Below are 18,678 nucleotides of genomic sequence, written 5' to 3'. Positions count from 1 at the left end.
TGTACCTAGTTTCTTCTAAGATCATCTTCATTAAATAAAGCATTCACTTTTATTAAAGGAACTTTTATTTTTACATTAAGATTGATTGTTGTAAACACCATATTATATTGATTCAAAATTTCATTTTCAAGTTGTGTATCTGAAAAAATATCAAATACTACGTCTTCACTAAATAAATTCTTTAATTTTATCTTCAAAAGCTGAGCTGTTCCAAGTCCAGTGCCACAAACCAAGGCAATTTTTTTTATATTATAATTAGTTAACTTGTTTTTTTCTATATAGCTCTGAAAATATAGTGCTAAATATGCAATTTCATCCTCGCTTACTTCTAAGTGATGATCGTTTCCAATTAAATTGCCAGCTACTTTACCCATTTCAAAAGATAGGGGATAATTTCTTTTAATATCTTTAGTTAGCATATTTTTTATTCTAACATTAAAAATAAGTCTATTTATCATAAATTTTAGATGACATCCTAAGTTCTTTGTAATTTCATCATCAATATCTATAGATACTCCAAACTCATAATTTATTTCAGCAACTATCTTTTTTATCAATGATATTATATTATCGCTTAATTCAACATCATTTGAACTTGCTGATGCTTCACAACTAACTAATGGTAATGTTAAAAATAAGATTTCATCATTTTCAAACTTTATTTTTAAAACTTGTTCCAACATTTCTTTAATATTTAAAGCTATATTGTACTCTTTTGTTTTCATTACTTGATAATATTTGTCTTCTACAATTTTTATTGGGTTATTTTGTTTCGTTCTTACAATCATCACTAAAATGTAATTTAATATTCTATCTAAATTCTCATCTATAGTATTAAAATTGTTTTTTTCAAATATATTCATTATATTCACCTTTATAATTTCATGCTTGTCTTTATACTTATTCCATAATACTCCATTTGTATTAAAACCTTTACAGGAGCTATTCAAAATCACCATTCTTATATTTAATTCATCACCCTGAATTTTTATTCCAGAATTAGTTTTACTTAACAATTTAATATTATATATTTTTAGAAGAGATTTTACCTTCTTTAAATCATTAGTTAATGTAGTCCTCCCTATGTTCATTACAGCTGAAAGATCATCTATCTTAATAATTTTATTACTGTTTTTAATTAAAAAGCTTAAAATATACAATCTCCTATCCTCTGGTGTATTTAATATTGGATTCTCCTGAAGATTAACATTATTTTTATAAACACAAGAAATAAGTCCTTGAAATTTATTTTCATCATAAATTTTTAGTTTATACCCTTTTCCATTAACATTAATTATTTCTGCTGTTTCATTTTTCATAATCTCATTTAACTTTTTTACATAATTGTGCACAGTTCTTACACTTATATTCATATATTCTGCTACTTCTTCAGCTTTATTAAATTCCTTGCTTTTTAGTTTCATTAAGACATTAGTCAGACGACCATCCATAGATTTTATGAACATTTAAATCATCCTCTTCTGTTCTTATTGCCTTTATTATAAATTAAATTTTGCAAATAATTAATATATAGTTTTTCACAATTATAATGAAAAACTATATACTAATTATAAATGTAGATTATATTATACTACTCTATTTTATGGATTAGAAGCCAATCTTCAGCAGACACTCTCGATAGAACTCACCGCATGCAATCTGGTCATCATTTTTTAGCACAGCGGCTCCATTTATGCGTATACGTTGACATATATATATGCTATAATATATAAGCATATATGTAAACGTATATATAAATTAACGCACTCATCATTCTACAAGGAGGAAAACTATGCATAAAAACTTCAAAAACATGGCTATAATTTTTATAGGCACATTTTTTTTATCTTTATTTTCTAATACCCTATCTCCTTTTATAACAACAATACGAAGCACCTATAATGTATCAAATAGTGTTATTTCAATGCTTCCGTCTGTTGTATACTGTGCATCATTTATTATGAGTCTAATAGGTGCAAAAATCATTATAAAATTAGGTCTTAAAAAAAGCCTTTATTGTGGGCTTTTACTTCTCATTTTATCAAGCATTATAATAATATTTTCAACATCATTTTACATACTTTTAATAGCCTACTTTATTTCTGGACTTGCGCTAGGATTATCTGGCTTAAGCCTTGTCACTCTACTTTCCCTACTACCAAAAAAATATCAAAAATATGGTCTTTACAATGCCTGCTTTGGACTCGGTGGAATTTTAATACAACCAATTGATAGATTCATATTAAAGAGCGGAATAAATTTTAGCTACACCTATATTTTTCATATGTTAACCGTTTGCATATTTATTTTTTTAGCAACTAAACTTGAAGAAGTTTCTATAATAAAATTTGGATCTAAAGAAACTAAATTTATTTCTGTAATTTCTAATCCATTTACTTTAATGCTTTGTATAGCAATATTCTTTTATGTTGGAGCAGAAATTTCCACAACAAACTGGACTGGAAATTTTCTTGAAAAGTATTATGGTTTGAGCAAACTTGATGTTCCAGGTATACTTTTAGGCTTCTGGATCCTTTTTACTATTGGAAGAACACTTTCAGATATTTTATTAGAAAAAATTGGTCAACTTAAATTTCTTTCTATTTCTCCTATAATATCAATTTTAGGTGTGCTAATTATGTTACTTGGAAATACTAAACTCCATGCTATAATCGGAATTTCAATTATAGGCATAACAATATCTGCAATATACCCAGCTATACAAGGTTATATAATGCAGCATATTTCAAAAGAACAAATACCTTCTACTTCAGCTGCAATGAGCATGTTCAACAACCTTGGAGCAACACTTTTAACATATATAATAGGTTTTGCAGGTGGAATAAAGATAACATATGTATTTATAATTCAAATTTTCTTCTATTTATATATTGCCTTAGTCTCTGCAAGATATTTGCTATTTAAACAAAAGAACATACACGATTAATAATTCACAATCCGCAGGAGATATCACACTAAAAATTAATTTAAAAATATTGCGAAGTAACAATGCTTTGCAACATTAAAAAAATTCTATAAGTCTAAGGTAAAAGAATCACAAAATACCAAGACTTATTAGAATTTTTTTAAATCACCATATTTCAATGTACATCTTTTACAACAAACTTCCAATTCTGTACACCGCAAAAGCGGCAATCCATGCAATACATATTTGATAAACTATCAGAAATAGCATCATTTTTGTTCCATACTCTTTTTTCATAGTTGCAAGTGCTGAAATACAAGGTGGATATAAAAGCACAAAGACCAAAAATGCGTAAGCTGTAACTGGAGTAAACAAGGTTGGAATTATAGTTGAAATACTTGCTCCATATAGAACACTCATTGTACTTACAACTACCTCTTTAGCCGCCATTCCGCTAACTATTGAAACTGAATTTTGCCATGTTCCAAATCCTAAAGGTGAAAAAAATGGTACTAATACACGGCCAATATCTGATAGAAAGCTTTCTTTGATACTCACCATACCACTAACACCAAAATGTGAAAGAAACCAAATTATAACTGAAATTGAAAATATTATAGTACCAGCTTTCTTTAAAAAGCCTTTTCCCTTGTCCCAGGTATGCATAAGCAAGCTTTTAAGTCCAGGAACCTTATATTCAGGTAATTCGATAACTAATGGTTCTTCATCCTTTTTAAATAATGAGTTCTTAAATACCTTTCCTATTATAAACGCAATAATAATTCCGAATAAATAAAGAGAACCAATAACCAGCCCCTGATTTTTAGGAAATAATGCAGCTGTAAGTAAAGCGTATATAGGTAACTTAGCATTACATGACATAAACGGTACTATTAAAGCCGTTAATTTTCTATCCTTTTCACTTTCAAGAGTTCTTGCCGACATTATTGCGGGCACCGAGCATCCAAATCCCATTACAAGTGGAATAAATGCTTTACCTGACAGTCCCATTTTCCTCATAATTACATCCATTAAAAATGCTGCTCTTGCCATATATCCGCTGTCTTCTAATATTGATATACAAAAAAACAAGGTAAGTATTATTGGAAGGAAAACAATTATTGATCCGACTCCTCCAACTATTCCATCTATAAGTAAGGAATTAAACCATGGACTAGTGAAAGATAATAAAGAGTGTAAATGTGGTATTAAAGAATTGTTTACAAAATCATCAGCTAAATTTTGAAGAGGCCCCCCAACCCAAGAAAATGTAAGCTTAAATATAATCCAAATAATAATTGCAAATGATGGATATGCCAAAAATTTATTTAATAATACCTTGTCTACCTTTTCTGTAGTTGATTTTACTTCTTTTGATGGGTGCTCTACACATTTACTTAATACTTCTTCTATGTACTTATAGGCTTCTTCTTCGGAATGAAAACAGTAATTATCATTATCTAGAGAGCCCAAAAATTCTCCTTTAATTAAGGTTTCTTTAACTTTATCTATATTTTTATTTTTTGCTGCCACTATAGGTATAACTTTTACCTTTAATTCTTGTGACAATTTATCATAATTTATTATAATTCCTTTTTTGTCTATCACATCAATCATATTTAAAACTAATATAATAGGCTTTTTAAATTCTTTAAGTTGTGTTGTAAGATACAAGTTTCTATCAAGATTCGATGCATCTACTATATTTATTATTACATCAACCTTTTCATTAAGTAAAAAGTTTTTTGATACCTTTTCTTCATTTGAATAAGTATCCATAGCATATATACCAGGTAAATCTACTATTTCAACGGATTTATCTAAAAATCCTACAGTTTTATCAACAGTTACGCCCGCCCAATTTCCTACATATTGATTTGAGCCTGTAAGTATGTTAAATAACGAGGTTTTCCCAACATTAGGATTGCCAATAAGTGCAGCAGTGGTCATTATTTAGGCCTCCTTTAAGAAAATATTCTTTGCATCATTCTTTCTTATTGCAACATCATATCCTCTTACACTTACTAAAATAGGGTCACCAAATGGAGCAAAATTTTTAATTTTAACTCTAGTTCCTTCTGTAAATCCCAAAGCTGATAACCTCTTTGACAATCTTTCATCACCTTCTATACTTTTTATTTTCCCTATTCCATTAAGACTTAAATCATATAAACTCATATTAAACGCCTCCATATATAAATTATTATAATATATTGGTTTATTGTTAAAAGCTATCTAAAGCTCTTTCTAAATATATTATATTGTAAATGATAATAATTGTCAATATCGTTTAGCATATCAGAATTACATAATATGTAGATGTACAAATTGAAACAGTAAAATTAGCAAAAATCCTTTTAATAACATTTAACTTATAAAAAATAAGTGCACAGCGCACAGTTGTGAAGCAGTTCTTGCATTTATGATTACAGGTCCTGGAACAAGCATTGGACTATAATTTTAAAATAGTATTGCAAATTTAACTCACATGCCATATGATTATAATTGAATATGTTCATATGATAGGAGTGAAAATAATGGATTTAATACAAGTGATGAAAGCACTATCTGATGAAACACGCATGAGAATATTAAATTTGCTTAAAGACAATGAAATGTGCGTATGTGAAATAGAAACTGTGTTAAACATCAGTCAATCTAATGCATCACGTCATTTGACCAAGCTTACAACTGCTAAAATTCTCGATTACTATAAGATAAATAAATATGTATACTACAAAATAGATCTCGACACAATTAAAGCTTTTCCATTTATAGATGAAATCTTAAGAACACAGGCAATTAAGTTAGAACAGTGTAAAAAGGATTTGCAAAGGCTAAAAAAATATAAAAACAGTGGTTTAACTTGTGATGATTTAAAAGAAGGCAAAGCATGTCACAATATAGGAGAATGTGATTAACTATAATTTTACAGTTTATAAAGCCTTATATATCAATAATTACATGCTTTGCTTTTCCACATTTTGATGTATAAAATGGACTTTATCACACCCTCCTATAATTGTATAAAGGGAGTTGATTAATTTGAATAATAACTCATCAAAATTATCATGGCTTGATCGTTATTTGACAGTATGGATTTTTACCGCAATGGCAGTAGGAATATTTTTAGGATGGGCTGTGCCGAGTCTTTCTAGAACATTATCAAGTTTATCAGTAGGTACAACGTCTATTCCTATGGCTATAGGACTTATTGTTATGCTATATCCCCCACTTGCAAAAGTTAATTACAAAGAACTGTATAAGGTTTTTAAAAATCCAAAGATTCTAGGTTTATCACTTTTTCAAAACTGGGTTATAGGACCAATTTTAATGTTTATACTTGCAGTTGTTTTTCTAAAATCATACCCAGCCTTCATGACTGGACTTATATTAATTGGTCTTGCAAGATGCATAGCTATGGTTATTGTTTGGAATAGCTTAGCTAAAGGAGATACAGAATATGCGGCTGCACTTGTAGCCTTTAACTCAATTTTCCAAGTTATATTTTACTCACTGTACTGCTATATATTTATAACTATACTTCCAACATGGTTTGGACTAACTGGCTATAAAGTTGATATTTCTATGAGCAAAGTGGCAAGTTCCGTAGCAATTTATCTTGGAATACCATTTGTAGCAGGATTACTTACACGACTTCTATTGGAGCCTAAAATGGGAACAGAATGGTACACAAAAAAGTTTGTACCAAAAATAAGCCCTCTTGCATTAATTGCCTTGTTATTTACTATTGTAATTATGTTTACTTATAAGGGTAAATATATAGTTGTTCTTCCATTAGATGTTATACGAATTGCCGTTCCACTCTTAATATATTTTGTTATAATGTTTTCAATTTCATTTTTTATAAGCTACAAAGCAGGAATAGATTATAAAAAAACAGCTACCCTCTCATTTACTGCTGCAAGTAATAACTTTGAACTTGCAATAGCCGTTGCAGTTGCAGTATTTGGAATAGAATCAAAAGAGGCCTTCACAGCAGTTATAGGACCATTAGTAGAAGTTCCCGTTATGATAGGTCTTGTAAATGTAGCACTACATTGGGGACGAAAATATTTTAAACAATAGTTATGCTTTTTAAAAATTCTGATAAATATTTATATTATTAATAAAATCTAAAAATTAAATCTGGAGGAATATTAAATGAAACCCAAAGTAGCGTTTATATGTGTACACAATTCTTGTAGATCACAAATGGCAGAAGCATTAGGTAAATTATTTGCTTCTAATACATTTGAATCTTACTCTGCCGGAACTGAGCTGCGCCCTAATATAAACCAAGATGCAGTAAGAATTATAAATAATTTATACAATATAGATATGAATAAAACACAAAAGTCAAAATTGCTAGAAGACCTTCCTAAAATTGATATAGCAATAAAAATGGGCTGCAATGTAGTTTGTCCTTTCCTACCTTCAAAGCATACAGAAGATTGGGGCTTAGATGATCCATCAGGAAAAAATGATGATGAATTTATAAAAACTGCAAAAGCCATTGAAGAAAAGGTTAAAAGTTTGGCAAAAAGAATTAAAAATAATGAGATTAAATTATAGTGAAGCCATTTTAACTTCCAAAACCAACTTGTACCATAATGCTCAAAGAAAAGCATTTTGGTACAAATTAATTTTCAAATTTCAAGTGCTTTATCTTTATAAGGAGCGATAAAAATGAGTAAAATAGAAATTTTTGACCCGGCCATGTGCTGCTCTACAGGAGTATGCGGTCCTAGCATAAACAAGGAACTTTTAAGGGTTGCTACAGTTATTAACAATATGCTTAAAAAAGGAGTTAAAGTTACTAGGCACAATCTTTCTAGTGAACCTCAGGCTTTTATAGATAATAAAAAAATAAATGAATGTTTAATGGATAAAGGTGCAGATATGCTTCCAATAACTCTTGTCAATGGTGAAATAGTAAAAGTTAAGGAATACCCAACAAATGATGAATTTGCCTCATGGTCAGGATTATCTAAGCGTGATATATCTCATTTAAGTATCAAAAAACCCAAGAAAAACTGCTGTTAGAAAGAAGGTTCATAATGTACAATTTATTTAACCCAGAAGACATAAAACTAACTAAATATATATTTTTCACTGGAAAGGGAGGCGTTGGAAAAACCTCAACAGCTTGTGCAACAGCAGTCACACTTGCGGAAAATGGCAAGAACATTCTTTTAATAAGTACAGATCCAGCTTCTAATCTACAGGATGTATTTGGTGTTGAACTTAATAATAAAGGAACAGCTATAAAAGATGTTCCTAATCTTATAGTAGTAAATCTTAATCCAGAAGAAGCAGCAAGAGAATATAGAGAAGCCGTTTTAGCTCCTTATAAAGGAAAGCTTCCTGAATCTGTAATAAATAATATGGAAGAACAGCTTTCTGGCTCCTGTACTGTTGAAATAGCTGCGTTTAATGAATTTTCTACTTTTATAACTGATAAAAAAATAAATAAAAAATATGATCATGTTATATTTGATACAGCGCCAACTGGTCATACCTTAAGGATGCTGCAATTACCATCAGCCTGGAGTAATTTTATAAGTGAAAGCACACATGGAGCTTCTTGCTTAGGTCAATTATCCGGTTTGGAAGGCAAAAAAGAAATGTACAAAAATGCTGTTAAAATCCTATCAAATAGTAAAGCAACTACATTAATACTAGTTTCAAGACCTGAATATTCTCCACTTAAGGAGGCTGAGAGAGCTTCTCTTGAATTAAAAGGTATAGGTATCAATAATCAACTTTTAGTCATTAATGGCGTAATGCCAACGGAGGCTAATGTTGATGAAATATCAAATAGCTTATATAACAGACAACAGCTTGCCCTTAAAAATATCCCAGAAAACTTAAAGGGTATGACCACTTATGAAATACCCTTAAGATCTTACAATGTTACAGGAATTGATAATGTAAGAATGATGCTAAAAAAGGACACTGTCGAACAAAGCAGTAATAGGCTTGATACCAAAAACTTAAAAGGTATAAAAAGTCTTATTGATGATTTGTATTCAAATAAAAAGAAAGTTATTTTTACCATGGGAAAAGGGGGTGTTGGTAAAACTACTTTAGCTGCAGCCATAGCAATTGGGCTTTCAGAAAAAGGATTAAAAGTTCACTTAGCTACAACAGATCCAGCAGCTCATTTAAAATTTGTCATAAGTGAAAGTGTTAATATAAAATCAAGTAAAATAGATGAGAAAGAGGAACTTAGGAAGTATAAAAAAGAAGTATTATCAAAGGCTAGAGAAACTATAAGTGAGGAAGATATTGCATATATAGAAGAAGATTTGCGCTCACCTTGCACACAAGAAATTGCAGTATTTAGGGCCTTTGCGAATATAGTTGATAAAGCAGAGAATGAAGTGGTGGTTATAGATACAGCACCTACCGGGCACACCTTACTACTTTTGGATTCTACTCAAAACTACAATAAAGAAATACAAAGATCCGAGGGCGATATTCCAAAATCAGTTTTAAAGCTTCTTCCTAGGCTAAGAAATAAAAATGAAACTGAAGTAGTGATAATAACCCTTCCCGAAGCAACTCCTGTATATGAGGCAGAGAGATTACAAAAAGATTTAAAAAGAGCAGGAATTAATAATAAGTGGTGGATAATAAATTCAAGCTTATTTTTTTCTAATACAAAAAGTGATTTTTTAAAGACAAAAGCTAAAAGTGAAATTAAGTGGATAAATAAAGTAAATGAAATTTCTTCTGGTAATTTTGCAGTTGTTGCTTGGAACAAAGAGGAACTTAAGGACAACAATCTAAAAAAGTTGATAAAATAATCTAATGCTTGACTTCTTCCATCATTTCACCATAAAAGATATGTAATATAATCAAATTTTTTCTATGGTGAAATGAAGGAAATTTAACTACTATTGTGAATTGTACGCTTTAGAAATACTTTGGTAGTTGATTTGCATCCAAAACAACTATTTTATTCCATACTTCTTTGCTGCAATATGCCATATATACGCTTTTGCCATATTTCTGAAATTTATCAGGCAATACTTTAAAACCGTACTTTTCATAAAAAGAAGGCTCTAAATCACTGTGGAGAAAAATTACACTTTGATTTTCTTTATATACAGTTCCAATAGTTTTTTGCAAAAGTGCTTGTCCATATCCTTTACCTCTAAACTTTTCCGGAGTAACAAATGATCCTATTCCATATGCACTGATACCTTCAATTGGCTTAAATTTAAGCAATATTATAGACGTTACTATTTCACCATTTTCCTCCAAGGCATATCTTGTCCCAAATTCGTCTTCCTTACCATTATCTAAACAATACTTTTCAAAGGTTCTATTTTTGCTCCAAACCTTATATCCAAGCTTAAAAATATAGTCTAATTCTTCCTTTTTTACTGTCCTAAAAATCATGAATTGGCCCCCTAATTTATTAAATTTTTTATATTATATCACTAACCTATATAATAATTAAGAATTACTTTTTATATAATTCTTCAAATTATTTTTTACCCCTTTGACTATATTGACTATATCCATATAAGCCTGCTGAGTTCCCTTAACTACAATAGGTCTTCCAAAGCTAACCCAGTGTAGTCTTCTAGAACTAAAACCTCCTATTTTCATGAGTAAATTTACAGTTGGCATAGTATCAACTATCATAAGCTCATCCATATTAGGTTCCAAAATAGAGTACATATCCTTAATTGCTGGTATCACCAAGTCTGGTTTATACTGTCTTGCTAGTGTGTATACTTTATTTTTATGTTCATCATCACCAATATAAATAAGGTGCCCCATATCCGTTTTTGTTATCTTGTCAAAGGTAGGCATTTTTAATAGTTCCTCCTTTGTAGGGATCCTATCCATTGGTAATTTATTTATATGCATATTGGCCGCTGCGGCTGTTGAATGTGCTCCCCCAACGTCATGGTAAACAACTATCATATCTTCCACCTGCTCTATTTAAGTATTTTTTAACATAATTCTTAATATAAATAGTGTCTTACCAAACTCAAAAAATATTCGCTTACTTAAAAATTTCCTCTTCATATTTTCTTTTAGCAGCTAAGCACCCCATTAAAAGCATCAAAAAGTATAATATATAAATAAGCATTGTCTTAAAAGAAAAAACAAACTTTAAATTTGAAATTTCAATATATACTACACTCATAAGCAAGCTCAACACAAGCGGCCCAAAAAAAGCAGCACATAATTTAACTGCTATGAGCTTTTTAAACTCATTTTGGGTAATTCCTATTTTAAACAGTTTATCATATAACTTTTTCACCATGCGTATCCCAAAGGATGCCTTATAAAAAATTATAGTTGAAAAAATAATAAAGCATAAAATCACAGTAAAAGTATATGTGAAGGATATAAAATCCACTCTATTAGCCATTAGTAAAGTATCCATATTTCTATATTGTAAATTATATATGTAATTAATTCTAACATAGGATATAACCATAAAACTTAAAAATGCAAGCAAAAATGTAAGACTGCGGCCCGTATCAAATATACTCTTAATACTTTTTATTTGTATATAATTTTTAAACTTGTTTTTTTTAATTGCCTTATTTACAAGCCATATAAATGGATTAAAAGATAAATAAACTACAAGCATACTTATAAAAACATTTGTAACATAAAACTCCATACTTTTAGAAAATTGTGCCGACATTTTTTTATAAAGTACACATGCTATTAGTATTGCTATAAGTATTTCTAGCTTTCTATTTTTACTTTTCATTGGTATAGGCTTATTTTTATACCTTAAAATTTCTTTAGCATCAAGAAGTCTAGAAATTCTACAGACCTTATGAACTATCAATATAAATATCCAAAAAAATAATATAAGCACATTAATATAGTTTTTATATGTAATTTCGAAAGGTACATTTTTAAGTCCGCACAGCTTAATTATTGAAAGAAAAAATATTTTAGAAAATATTCTACCAAAAGAAGTGCCCCAAATAAGGGCTGTAGTAAGTAATATAGTGCTTTCTATTAAAAGCAGCCTTTCTAATTCAACTTTAGTTATTCCAAGCAAGATAAATGTTTTAAATTCACTTGTTCTCCATTTCATATAGTTATCATAGGAATATACAATAAATATGGAGATACACATCATTATGTATATGATAGAAAGCCTTACTATATCGTTTATAAAGATACTTTCATTATTTTTTAAAATATAACTATTTAAAATTACCGCAGAATATATAAAATTTATCATTATAGCAAAACCTACAGATAATATAAAACTTACATATCTAAAAAAATTAATCTTTAAACTTTTAAATAAAACCTTTTTATATTTCATCTACTTCACCACAGATTATGGCAAGACAATCTAATATTCTATTAAAAAAATCCTTTTTTCCTTCTTTTCTATAAATTTCCGTATACATTTTTCCATCCTTTATAAAAAGCACCCTTTTACAAAAACTTGCTGCATAAGAATCATGAGTTACCATTATTATAGTGCTGTTTCTATTTTCATTTACCATCTGCATATACTGCATAAATTTTGTAGCAGCCTTTGAATCCAGATTTCCTGTGGGCTCATCTGCCATTATTATTTTAGGATTTGTAATAAGTGCTCTGCAAGCCGCTGCTCTCTGCTGCTGACCTCCAGATACATTATAAGGGTATTTATCTTTTTCCTCCCATATATTAAAAAACTTAAAAAGCTGCTCTACTTTATTCCTTATACCTTCTTCATCAACATTGTCTCTTATAAAAAGAGGTAAAATGGCATTTTCCTCTAAAGTCAAATCATCAATCAAGTTAAAGTCTTGAGATATTATGCCTAAGTTTTCCCTTCTAAAAATAGCCATATCATCTCTTGTAATATTGGTTATATCCTTACCCATTATCTTTACATTTCCAAGGGTTGCTTCATCTATACCACTTAATATATTTAAAAGAGTTGTTTTTCCGCTTCCTGAAGGACCCATAATTGCAGTAAACTCTCCTTCTTCAATATTTAAACTTATTCCATTTAAGGCATTATTTAAATTAATTTCAAGCCTTCCACCGTAAACCTTTGTTATATTTTCTGCTTGAAGTACGTACAAAATTTCACATCCTTTACATAAAAAATATTATAGATATATTATAAAAAAGTTATTTAATATAACAAATCTTTTTATATTAATATTGACTTACATTTTTGTAAGTATTAAAGAATTTCCTTGGAAATATACGTGATTTTAACAGAAGTACCTTCACCAACCTCTGATTCAACTGATATTTCGTGTCCAAGATTATCAGCTATCTTTTTGCAGATATAAAGTCCTATTCCAGTAGAATTTTCAAATTTTCTTCCATTTTCTCCTGTAAAGAATGGTTCAAAAATTCTCTTTAAGTCATATTGAGGTATTCCAACACCCTCATCTCTTATAATCATATGTGTCTTATTATCATCCCTAATTATATTAAAAAAAATATATCCTATCCTATTTATCTTAGAATATTTTATTGAATTTGAAACCACTTGATCTATTATGAAACTGCTCCATTTTTTATCTGTAAGTACTAAAGCTTTATCCATATTAAATTCAATTTTAGGGAATACATTTCCATATATAAACTGATTTTTTCTTGAATTGATTATCCTTTTAACAAGCACAACAAGATCAACTACCTCTGGCTCATAGTCTCTTGAAAATTGATCCAATCTTATTACATTCAGTACTTGATCCAAACCATTTTTTATTTTGTAATTTTCTTCTTGAAGATTTTTTATAACTTCTTTATCTACATTATCTTTTTCTCTTTGAATTATTAAATTTATTACAGAAACAGGTGTTTTCATGTTGTGAATACACTGAGAAATGAAATACTTTATATCAGAATTTCTATAATCTATTTTGCTTATTTCTTCTGCATACTTTTTATGTATCTTAAAAATGACCTCTTGGGCCATCCTTTGTTCTGGAGTCGCTGCCTCAAGATTATAATATTCTCTCTCTACTCCTCTAGTTAAATTAACATTAAATCTATAATATTTAAACCACTCCTCAGTTATAAAAATAATATATATAGAAAATACGAGAAGAAGTGGATAAAAAAAGTCTGTTATATTCCTAGAAACATAAAAATAAAAAAGTATTATTCCTGAGCTTAAAAAAAAGCTTATACTATAAAAAATATTCTCCTTTAAAAAGTTTTTAATGATTTTTTTGTACATTTAAAAACTCCTAACATAATGTAATATTTACTTCTAAAAAGTTATGTAGTATCCAATGCCTCTTTTATTTTTAACAGCATTTTCTATACCTATTTCACTAAGTTTATTTTTCACCCTTGTTACATTTACAGTAAGTGTGTTATCATCTACAAAGGAAGATTCATCCCATAACTCTTCCAGTAGTTCTTCTCTAGTAACAACTTTATCTACGTTTTTTAAAAGCTTACTTATAAGCTTAAGTTCGTTTTTAGTGATATCTATAGATTTATTTTTATAGCTCATTTTAAACGTATTTTTATCTAAAGTTATACCATTAACCGTAAAAACCTGCAAACTATCCTCTGAATACTCACCATATGTCCTTCTAATGGATGCCTGAACCTTTGCAAGCAGCAGTTCAAAGCTAAATGGCTTTGTTATATAATCATCCGCCCCAATTTCAAGTCCTCTTATTTGCTCACCTTCACTGTCTCTAGCAGACATAAATATTATTGGAGCTTTTGATTCTCTTCTAAATATTCTGCACAAATTAAATCCATCATAGTAAGGCAAATTAACATCAAGAAGTACAAGATCTGGTTTTATCTTTTCAAATTCTTCCTCAACTTTTTTGAAATCATTTATATTAAAAACTTCATAATTATACCTTGTAAGATATTCCTCTGTAAATTTACAAAGCTTTTTGTCATCCTCTATTACTAAAATTTTATACATAACTTCCTCCAATCTTGCAAACCACATTATATGCATAGTGTTTAAAATTACTAACGTCATATAATTAATATCATTTTAATTTATGTAATAAAATTATTATATCATTAAACATAAAAAATAAGTGTATTGATAAAATACCAAATACACTTAAAAACACAATAATCATTAAATTTTATATTAATCTTTTTCAAGAATGCTATACATTACAGGAACTATTATAAGTGTAAGCATTGTAGATATCACAAGACCTCCTATAACAACTATACCAAGTCCCTGAGAAATTACCGCTCCTTCTGAAAAACCTGCTGCAAGTGGCATAAGTGCCATTATCGTTGCAATTGCTGTCATAAATATAGGTCTTATCCTTATAGAACCCGCTTCAAGCAGAGCTTCTCTTACCTTCATTCCTTTTTTTCTGTTGCTCTGTACCCTATCTAAAAGAACTATAGCATTAGTTACAACTATTCCTATAAGCATGAGCATTCCTATAAGTCCCGGAATACTTAGTGGCTCTCTTGTTATAAGTAAGGCGAATATGGCTCCCACTGCTGCAAATGGCAGTGAAAATAGTATTGCAAACGGTGCTTTAGGTTCTCCAAAGGCAAGCACCATTACTATATAAACCATGAATATTGCTACAAGCATTGCCATACCCATTTGAGAGAAGCTATCACTTATACTTTTAGAACTTCCATTTTGAGTGAAGGTAACTCCATTTGGCATTCCTTTAACTGCCTTAACTGTATCGATAGCTTTTTTAGAAGCCTCTTGAGTATCTTTTACATTTATATCCGCTGTAACTGAGGCATACTGGTTTCCATTGAGCTCAGCTACACTTACAGGTCCATCTGCTATCTTAACCTCTGCTATATCGCTTAAATTAAAATTTCCCGATACTCCCTGAAGCTGAATTGATTTCACCTTATCTAAAGAGTTAATATCTTTAGTATCATATCCCAAGTACACATTTATATTATTTTTTCCTGATTGTATTGTAGTAACACTGTTGTAATTCATAATGCTTTGGACCATTCCAGCTGCTATCATTGGTGAAAGGCCTTCATTAGCGGCCTTAGCACTATCTATAGCCACAGAAATTTCTGGTTTTTTAGCCGAAAGAGTATTGCTTACATTTGTAAGTTCCTTCACTCCTTTAAGTGCTTCTGTAGCCTTATTTGCAGCTTTTGTTATATCGTTTATGTTGTTTCCGTTTACTAGTATTTCAACATTATCCTTACCGCCACTAGTTAGACTTTGAGCAGCAACAGAAATCTTAACATCTTTATTGGACATTTCTGAAGCTTCTTTTATGATTTCATTTGCTACTTTATCATTTTTAACTCCATCCTTAAGAACTATAGTCAGTTTACCTGCATTACTCCCTTGAATAGACCCAGCTGAAGATGAACTTGAACTATTGTCTCCAATAGAACTCACTACAGTTTTAACATCTTTTCTCCCTACTAAATACTTTTCAAATTCCAAAGCTTCTTCGTTGGTCTTTTCTGAGGAAGTTCCTGGAGCCATGGTTATTGTCCCATTTAGCACATTGGATGTATCAGATGGCAGGAATTGAACTCCAACACCCTTAATGAGAAAAAGTGATAACGCAAATATAATTATTGAAATCCCCATAACTGCTGCTTTATGGTTAAGTGCTCCGCTAAGCACCTTCTTATATAATCCTACTGCAGCTCCTTCTTTCTTTTCTGACTTTGGTTTTTCATTCAATATCATAAGCCTGCTCATTACAGGAACAACTGTTAATGCAACCAAAAGAGATGCTAGAATACATATTACAACTGTTAATGCGAATGGAACAAATATCTTTCCTACTATTCCGCTTATCATAGCCAGTGGTAAGAATACTGCTACGGTAGTTATTGTAGAAGAAGTTATTGCAGAGGAAACTTCATCCGTTGCTACTTGAACTACCTTGTCTTTCGGCACATCATCCTTTAAAATTCGCCTGTGAATATTTTCAATGACAACAATAGAATCATCAACTATACGTCCTACTGCTACCGCCATTCCAGAAAGAGACATTATATTTAAGGTTATTCCAAGCCTAGGAAGAAGTATTAATGCTATAAGTATTGAAAGTGGTATGGAAACTACAGCTATTATAGTTGCTCTTATATTTTTAAGGAATATAGCTATAACAACTATTGCAAAGACAGCTCCTAGAACACCTTCTCTAACCATTCCATTTACAGAATCCTTAACATACTTTGAAGAATCATTTATCTTGTTAAATTTAATTCCGCTGTTTGATTTTTGTAAATCATCAAGAGAACTTTCTACATCCTTAGCAATATTTACAGTATTTCCATCATCAGTTTTATAAACATTCATTATTATACTGTTTTTTGTATTAGATCTTATAAAATAGGTTTCATCAGCATTCCCTCTAGTTACTGTCGCTACATCTTTAAGGTAAATAACTTTAACCTGCATAGAAGAGCTTGAACTATTAGAAGCGCCACTATTTGAGCTTGAACTACTGCTTGCCTGCGTTGATGTTGAAGGCGTTGAAGATGATGAACCCTTTGCTTCGCTAGTTAGTGCTTTACCATTTTGCACCTGTTCACTCATAAGCTTATCAAGCTGCTCCTGAACCTTTTGAAGTGCAGTTTGTGCACCTGATATTGTTGCCTGTGCTACTGCTTTGTCCTTAACGGATGAATTTGGATTACTTAAAATTGCCTGCTCAGATATTATTTGAGCCTGTGCTTTTTGCATTTGACTCAATATTGCAATGGCCTCTGTATTTCCTCCAACCATCTGTCCCATTTGTCCCATGCCTTGTCCAAGCTGTCCTACTGCCTGACCTAATTGTCCCATACCATGACCAAGTTGGCCAACAGCCTGTCCTAATTGAGTCATTCCACCTTGAACTTTTTGGAAAGCTTCTCCCACAACTTTTGTTTGGTTTGGAAGCACTGCTATAGGCATAGCTTTTACATCATCAACTGTATAAAGTTTTTTAGTCATTTGTATTGGAAGTGTACTATCACCTATGTTTACATTACCTGCCGGAAAAGATATATTATTTCCCTGCAGTGCAGTCTTTACATCTGAAATTGTTAGACCATTTTCCTTAAGCTTATCATTATCTAACTTTATGTATATATCATCTTTAGAAGTTCCCTCTACATCTACACTTGATACTCCTGAAATCCCACTAAGTTTTGGTTCAATTTTATCATTAACTGTTTTGGTAAGTTCGTCTATGTTTTTGCTGCTCTCTATAGAATACGTCATTACAGGAGCGCTTCCCATACTTATTCTTGAAATTGTTGGTTTCTTAGCATTGTCAGGAAGTTTAACTTTATTAACAGCATCCTCTACATTTTTTTCTGCCTTATCCATATCAGTAGAATAATCAAATTGAGCTATTACTATAGATACATTTTCATTTGATGTAGTCCTTACATCCTGTACTCCTTTTATACCTGAAACTGATTTTTGAATTGGCCTTGATATATCATTTGCAACATCCTCTGGTGATGCTCCTGGATATATAGTTACAGCTGTTACAACCGGTATATTTATATTAGGCATAGATTCCATATTTATAGTCTTTGCTGAATAAAGCCCTCCAGCTGCAATAAGTACTATTATAAGAAATATAACAAAAATATTTTTAAGAGAAAATTTAGTTAATCTGTTCAATATTATATCCTCCATTCACATAAAACTCGTACTATAGATAGACAACTTGAAACTTTAAAATTGCAATCTCCAAATTTATCCTGATAAACCGGAATTTGTCGAGCTAAGTGAAGGGTTTTAATTCGCCCTGCTCATTAAAAAACTAACTTTTTCACTTATGTGAAAAGTG

Annotated in this window: 16 protein-coding genes; 6 read left to right on the top strand and 10 right to left on the bottom strand. The window is 30.3% G+C overall.

The window, feature by feature from the left end; all coding sequences use genetic code 11:
* Nucleotides 1–5: 5 nt before the first annotated feature.
* The gene (locus LQK79_RS01995) at nt 6–1,466 is read right to left on the bottom strand and encodes a BglG family transcription antiterminator (RefSeq protein WP_231015311.1); all 1,461 of its coding nucleotides are present in this window, start codon (nt 1,464–1,466) and stop codon (nt 6–8) included.
* 326 nt (nt 1,467–1,792) lie between these two features.
* Between LQK79_RS01995 and LQK79_RS01990 the strand changes: the two genes are divergently transcribed.
* Entirely contained in the window at nt 1,793–2,947 is a 1,155-nt protein-coding gene (locus LQK79_RS01990) for an MFS transporter (protein ID WP_231015309.1), read from the top strand.
* A 168-nt stretch (nt 2,948–3,115) separates the two neighbouring features.
* Here LQK79_RS01990 and feoB read toward each other — a convergent pair whose 3' ends face one another.
* Nucleotides 3,116–4,876: a ferrous iron transport protein B gene (gene feoB, locus LQK79_RS01985; RefSeq protein ID WP_231015307.1), complete on the bottom strand. Its 1,761-nt coding sequence runs from the start codon at nt 4,874–4,876 to the stop codon at nt 3,116–3,118.
* A gap of 3 nt (nt 4,877–4,879) precedes the next feature.
* Nucleotides 4,880–5,104 carry a FeoA family protein gene (locus LQK79_RS01980; RefSeq protein WP_231015306.1) on the bottom strand — a complete coding sequence of 75 codons (225 nt, stop codon included), beginning with the start codon at nt 5,102–5,104 and terminating at the stop codon, nt 4,880–4,882.
* Between the two features lie 359 nt (nt 5,105–5,463).
* On the opposite strand from LQK79_RS01980, the gene LQK79_RS01975 reads away from it, so the two are divergent.
* The 5 genes from LQK79_RS01975 (at nt 5,464) to arsA (ending at nt 9,738) form a co-directional block, all read left to right on the top strand.
* Nucleotides 5,464–5,847, top strand: coding sequence for an ArsR/SmtB family transcription factor (locus LQK79_RS01975; RefSeq protein ID WP_231015304.1), 384 nt, complete (start codon nt 5,464–5,466; stop codon nt 5,845–5,847).
* Between the two features lie 124 nt (nt 5,848–5,971).
* The gene (arsB, locus tag LQK79_RS01970) at nt 5,972–7,015 is read left to right on the top strand and encodes an ACR3 family arsenite efflux transporter (protein ID WP_269144035.1); all 1,044 of its coding nucleotides are present in this window, start codon (nt 5,972–5,974) and stop codon (nt 7,013–7,015) included.
* A 75-nt stretch (nt 7,016–7,090) separates the two neighbouring features.
* Nucleotides 7,091–7,501, top strand: coding sequence for an arsenate reductase ArsC (locus LQK79_RS01965; RefSeq protein ID WP_231015303.1), 411 nt, complete (start codon nt 7,091–7,093; stop codon nt 7,499–7,501).
* Nucleotides 7,502–7,615: 114 nt separating this feature from the next.
* On the top strand, nt 7,616–7,972 hold the full coding sequence (arsD, locus tag LQK79_RS01960; RefSeq protein WP_231015302.1) for an arsenite efflux transporter metallochaperone ArsD: 357 nt from the start codon (nt 7,616–7,618) through the stop codon (nt 7,970–7,972).
* A 14-nt stretch (nt 7,973–7,986) separates the two neighbouring features.
* The gene (gene arsA / locus LQK79_RS01955; protein ID WP_231015300.1) at nt 7,987–9,738 is read left to right on the top strand and encodes an arsenical pump-driving ATPase; all 1,752 of its coding nucleotides are present in this window, start codon (nt 7,987–7,989) and stop codon (nt 9,736–9,738) included.
* Between the two features lie 109 nt (nt 9,739–9,847).
* Here arsA and LQK79_RS01950 read toward each other — a convergent pair whose 3' ends face one another.
* The 7 genes from LQK79_RS01950 to LQK79_RS01920 form a co-directional block, all read right to left on the bottom strand.
* Nucleotides 9,848–10,336: a GNAT family N-acetyltransferase gene (locus tag LQK79_RS01950; RefSeq protein WP_231015298.1), complete on the bottom strand. Its 489-nt coding sequence runs from the start codon at nt 10,334–10,336 to the stop codon at nt 9,848–9,850.
* Nucleotides 10,337–10,393: 57 nt separating this feature from the next.
* Complete coding sequence (locus tag LQK79_RS01945) at nt 10,394–10,870, bottom strand: DUF3189 family protein (protein ID WP_053240933.1); 477 nt, start codon at nt 10,868–10,870, stop codon at nt 10,394–10,396.
* Nucleotides 10,871–10,952: 82 nt separating this feature from the next.
* Entirely contained in the window at nt 10,953–12,248 is a 1,296-nt protein-coding gene (locus tag LQK79_RS01940; RefSeq protein WP_231015297.1) for an FtsX-like permease family protein, read from the bottom strand.
* A complete protein-coding gene (locus LQK79_RS01935; RefSeq protein WP_231015296.1) occupies nt 12,238–13,005 on the bottom strand; it encodes an ABC transporter ATP-binding protein in 768 nt (255 codons plus the stop codon). Before LQK79_RS01935 ends, LQK79_RS01940 begins: the two co-directional genes overlap by 11 nt.
* A gap of 104 nt (nt 13,006–13,109) precedes the next feature.
* Nucleotides 13,110–14,120 (bottom strand): sensor histidine kinase, encoded by a 1,011-nt coding sequence (locus LQK79_RS01930; protein WP_231015294.1) that lies wholly within the window; start codon nt 14,118–14,120, stop codon nt 13,110–13,112.
* Nucleotides 14,121–14,153: 33 nt separating this feature from the next.
* On the bottom strand, nt 14,154–14,834 hold the full coding sequence (locus tag LQK79_RS01925) for a response regulator transcription factor (protein WP_231015293.1): 681 nt from the start codon (nt 14,832–14,834) through the stop codon (nt 14,154–14,156).
* Nucleotides 14,835–15,011: 177 nt separating this feature from the next.
* Nucleotides 15,012–18,509, bottom strand: coding sequence for an efflux RND transporter permease subunit (locus LQK79_RS01920; RefSeq protein WP_231015292.1), 3,498 nt, complete (start codon nt 18,507–18,509; stop codon nt 15,012–15,014).
* Nucleotides 18,510–18,678 lie beyond the last annotated feature (169 nt).

Origin of the sequence: Clostridium guangxiense (assembly GCF_021043395.1) — a bacterium.
Classification (GTDB): Bacteria; Bacillota; Clostridia; order Clostridiales; family Clostridiaceae; genus Clostridium_S; species Clostridium_S guangxiense.
This window is presented reverse-complemented; position numbering and strand designations above follow the sequence as displayed.

Coding starts and splice junctions, on each gene's coding strand:
- LQK79_RS01995 (WP_231015311.1), bottom strand. CDS start 1,466: ATGTTCATAAAATCTATGGATGGTCGTCTGACTAATGTCTTAATGAAA.
- LQK79_RS01990 (WP_231015309.1), top strand. CDS start 1,793: ATGCATAAAAACTTCAAAAACATGGCTATAATTTTTATAGGCACATTT.
- feoB (WP_231015307.1), bottom strand. CDS start 4,876: ATGACCACTGCTGCACTTATTGGCAATCCTAATGTTGGGAAAACCTCG.
- LQK79_RS01980 (WP_231015306.1), bottom strand. CDS start 5,104: ATGAGTTTATATGATTTAAGTCTTAATGGAATAGGGAAAATAAAAAGT.
- LQK79_RS01975 (WP_231015304.1), top strand. CDS start 5,464: ATGGATTTAATACAAGTGATGAAAGCACTATCTGATGAAACACGCATG.
- LQK79_RS01965 (WP_231015303.1), top strand. CDS start 7,091: ATGAAACCCAAAGTAGCGTTTATATGTGTACACAATTCTTGTAGATCA.
- arsD (WP_231015302.1), top strand. CDS start 7,616: ATGAGTAAAATAGAAATTTTTGACCCGGCCATGTGCTGCTCTACAGGA.
- arsA (WP_231015300.1), top strand. CDS start 7,987: ATGTACAATTTATTTAACCCAGAAGACATAAAACTAACTAAATATATA.
- LQK79_RS01950 (WP_231015298.1), bottom strand. CDS start 10,336: ATGATTTTTAGGACAGTAAAAAAGGAAGAATTAGACTATATTTTTAAG.
- LQK79_RS01945 (WP_053240933.1), bottom strand. CDS start 10,870: ATGATAGTTGTTTACCATGACGTTGGGGGAGCACATTCAACAGCCGCA.
- LQK79_RS01940 (WP_231015297.1), bottom strand. CDS start 12,248: ATGAAATATAAAAAGGTTTTATTTAAAAGTTTAAAGATTAATTTTTTT.
- LQK79_RS01930 (WP_231015294.1), bottom strand. CDS start 14,120: ATGTACAAAAAAATCATTAAAAACTTTTTAAAGGAGAATATTTTTTAT.
- LQK79_RS01925 (WP_231015293.1), bottom strand. CDS start 14,834: ATGTATAAAATTTTAGTAATAGAGGATGACAAAAAGCTTTGTAAATTT.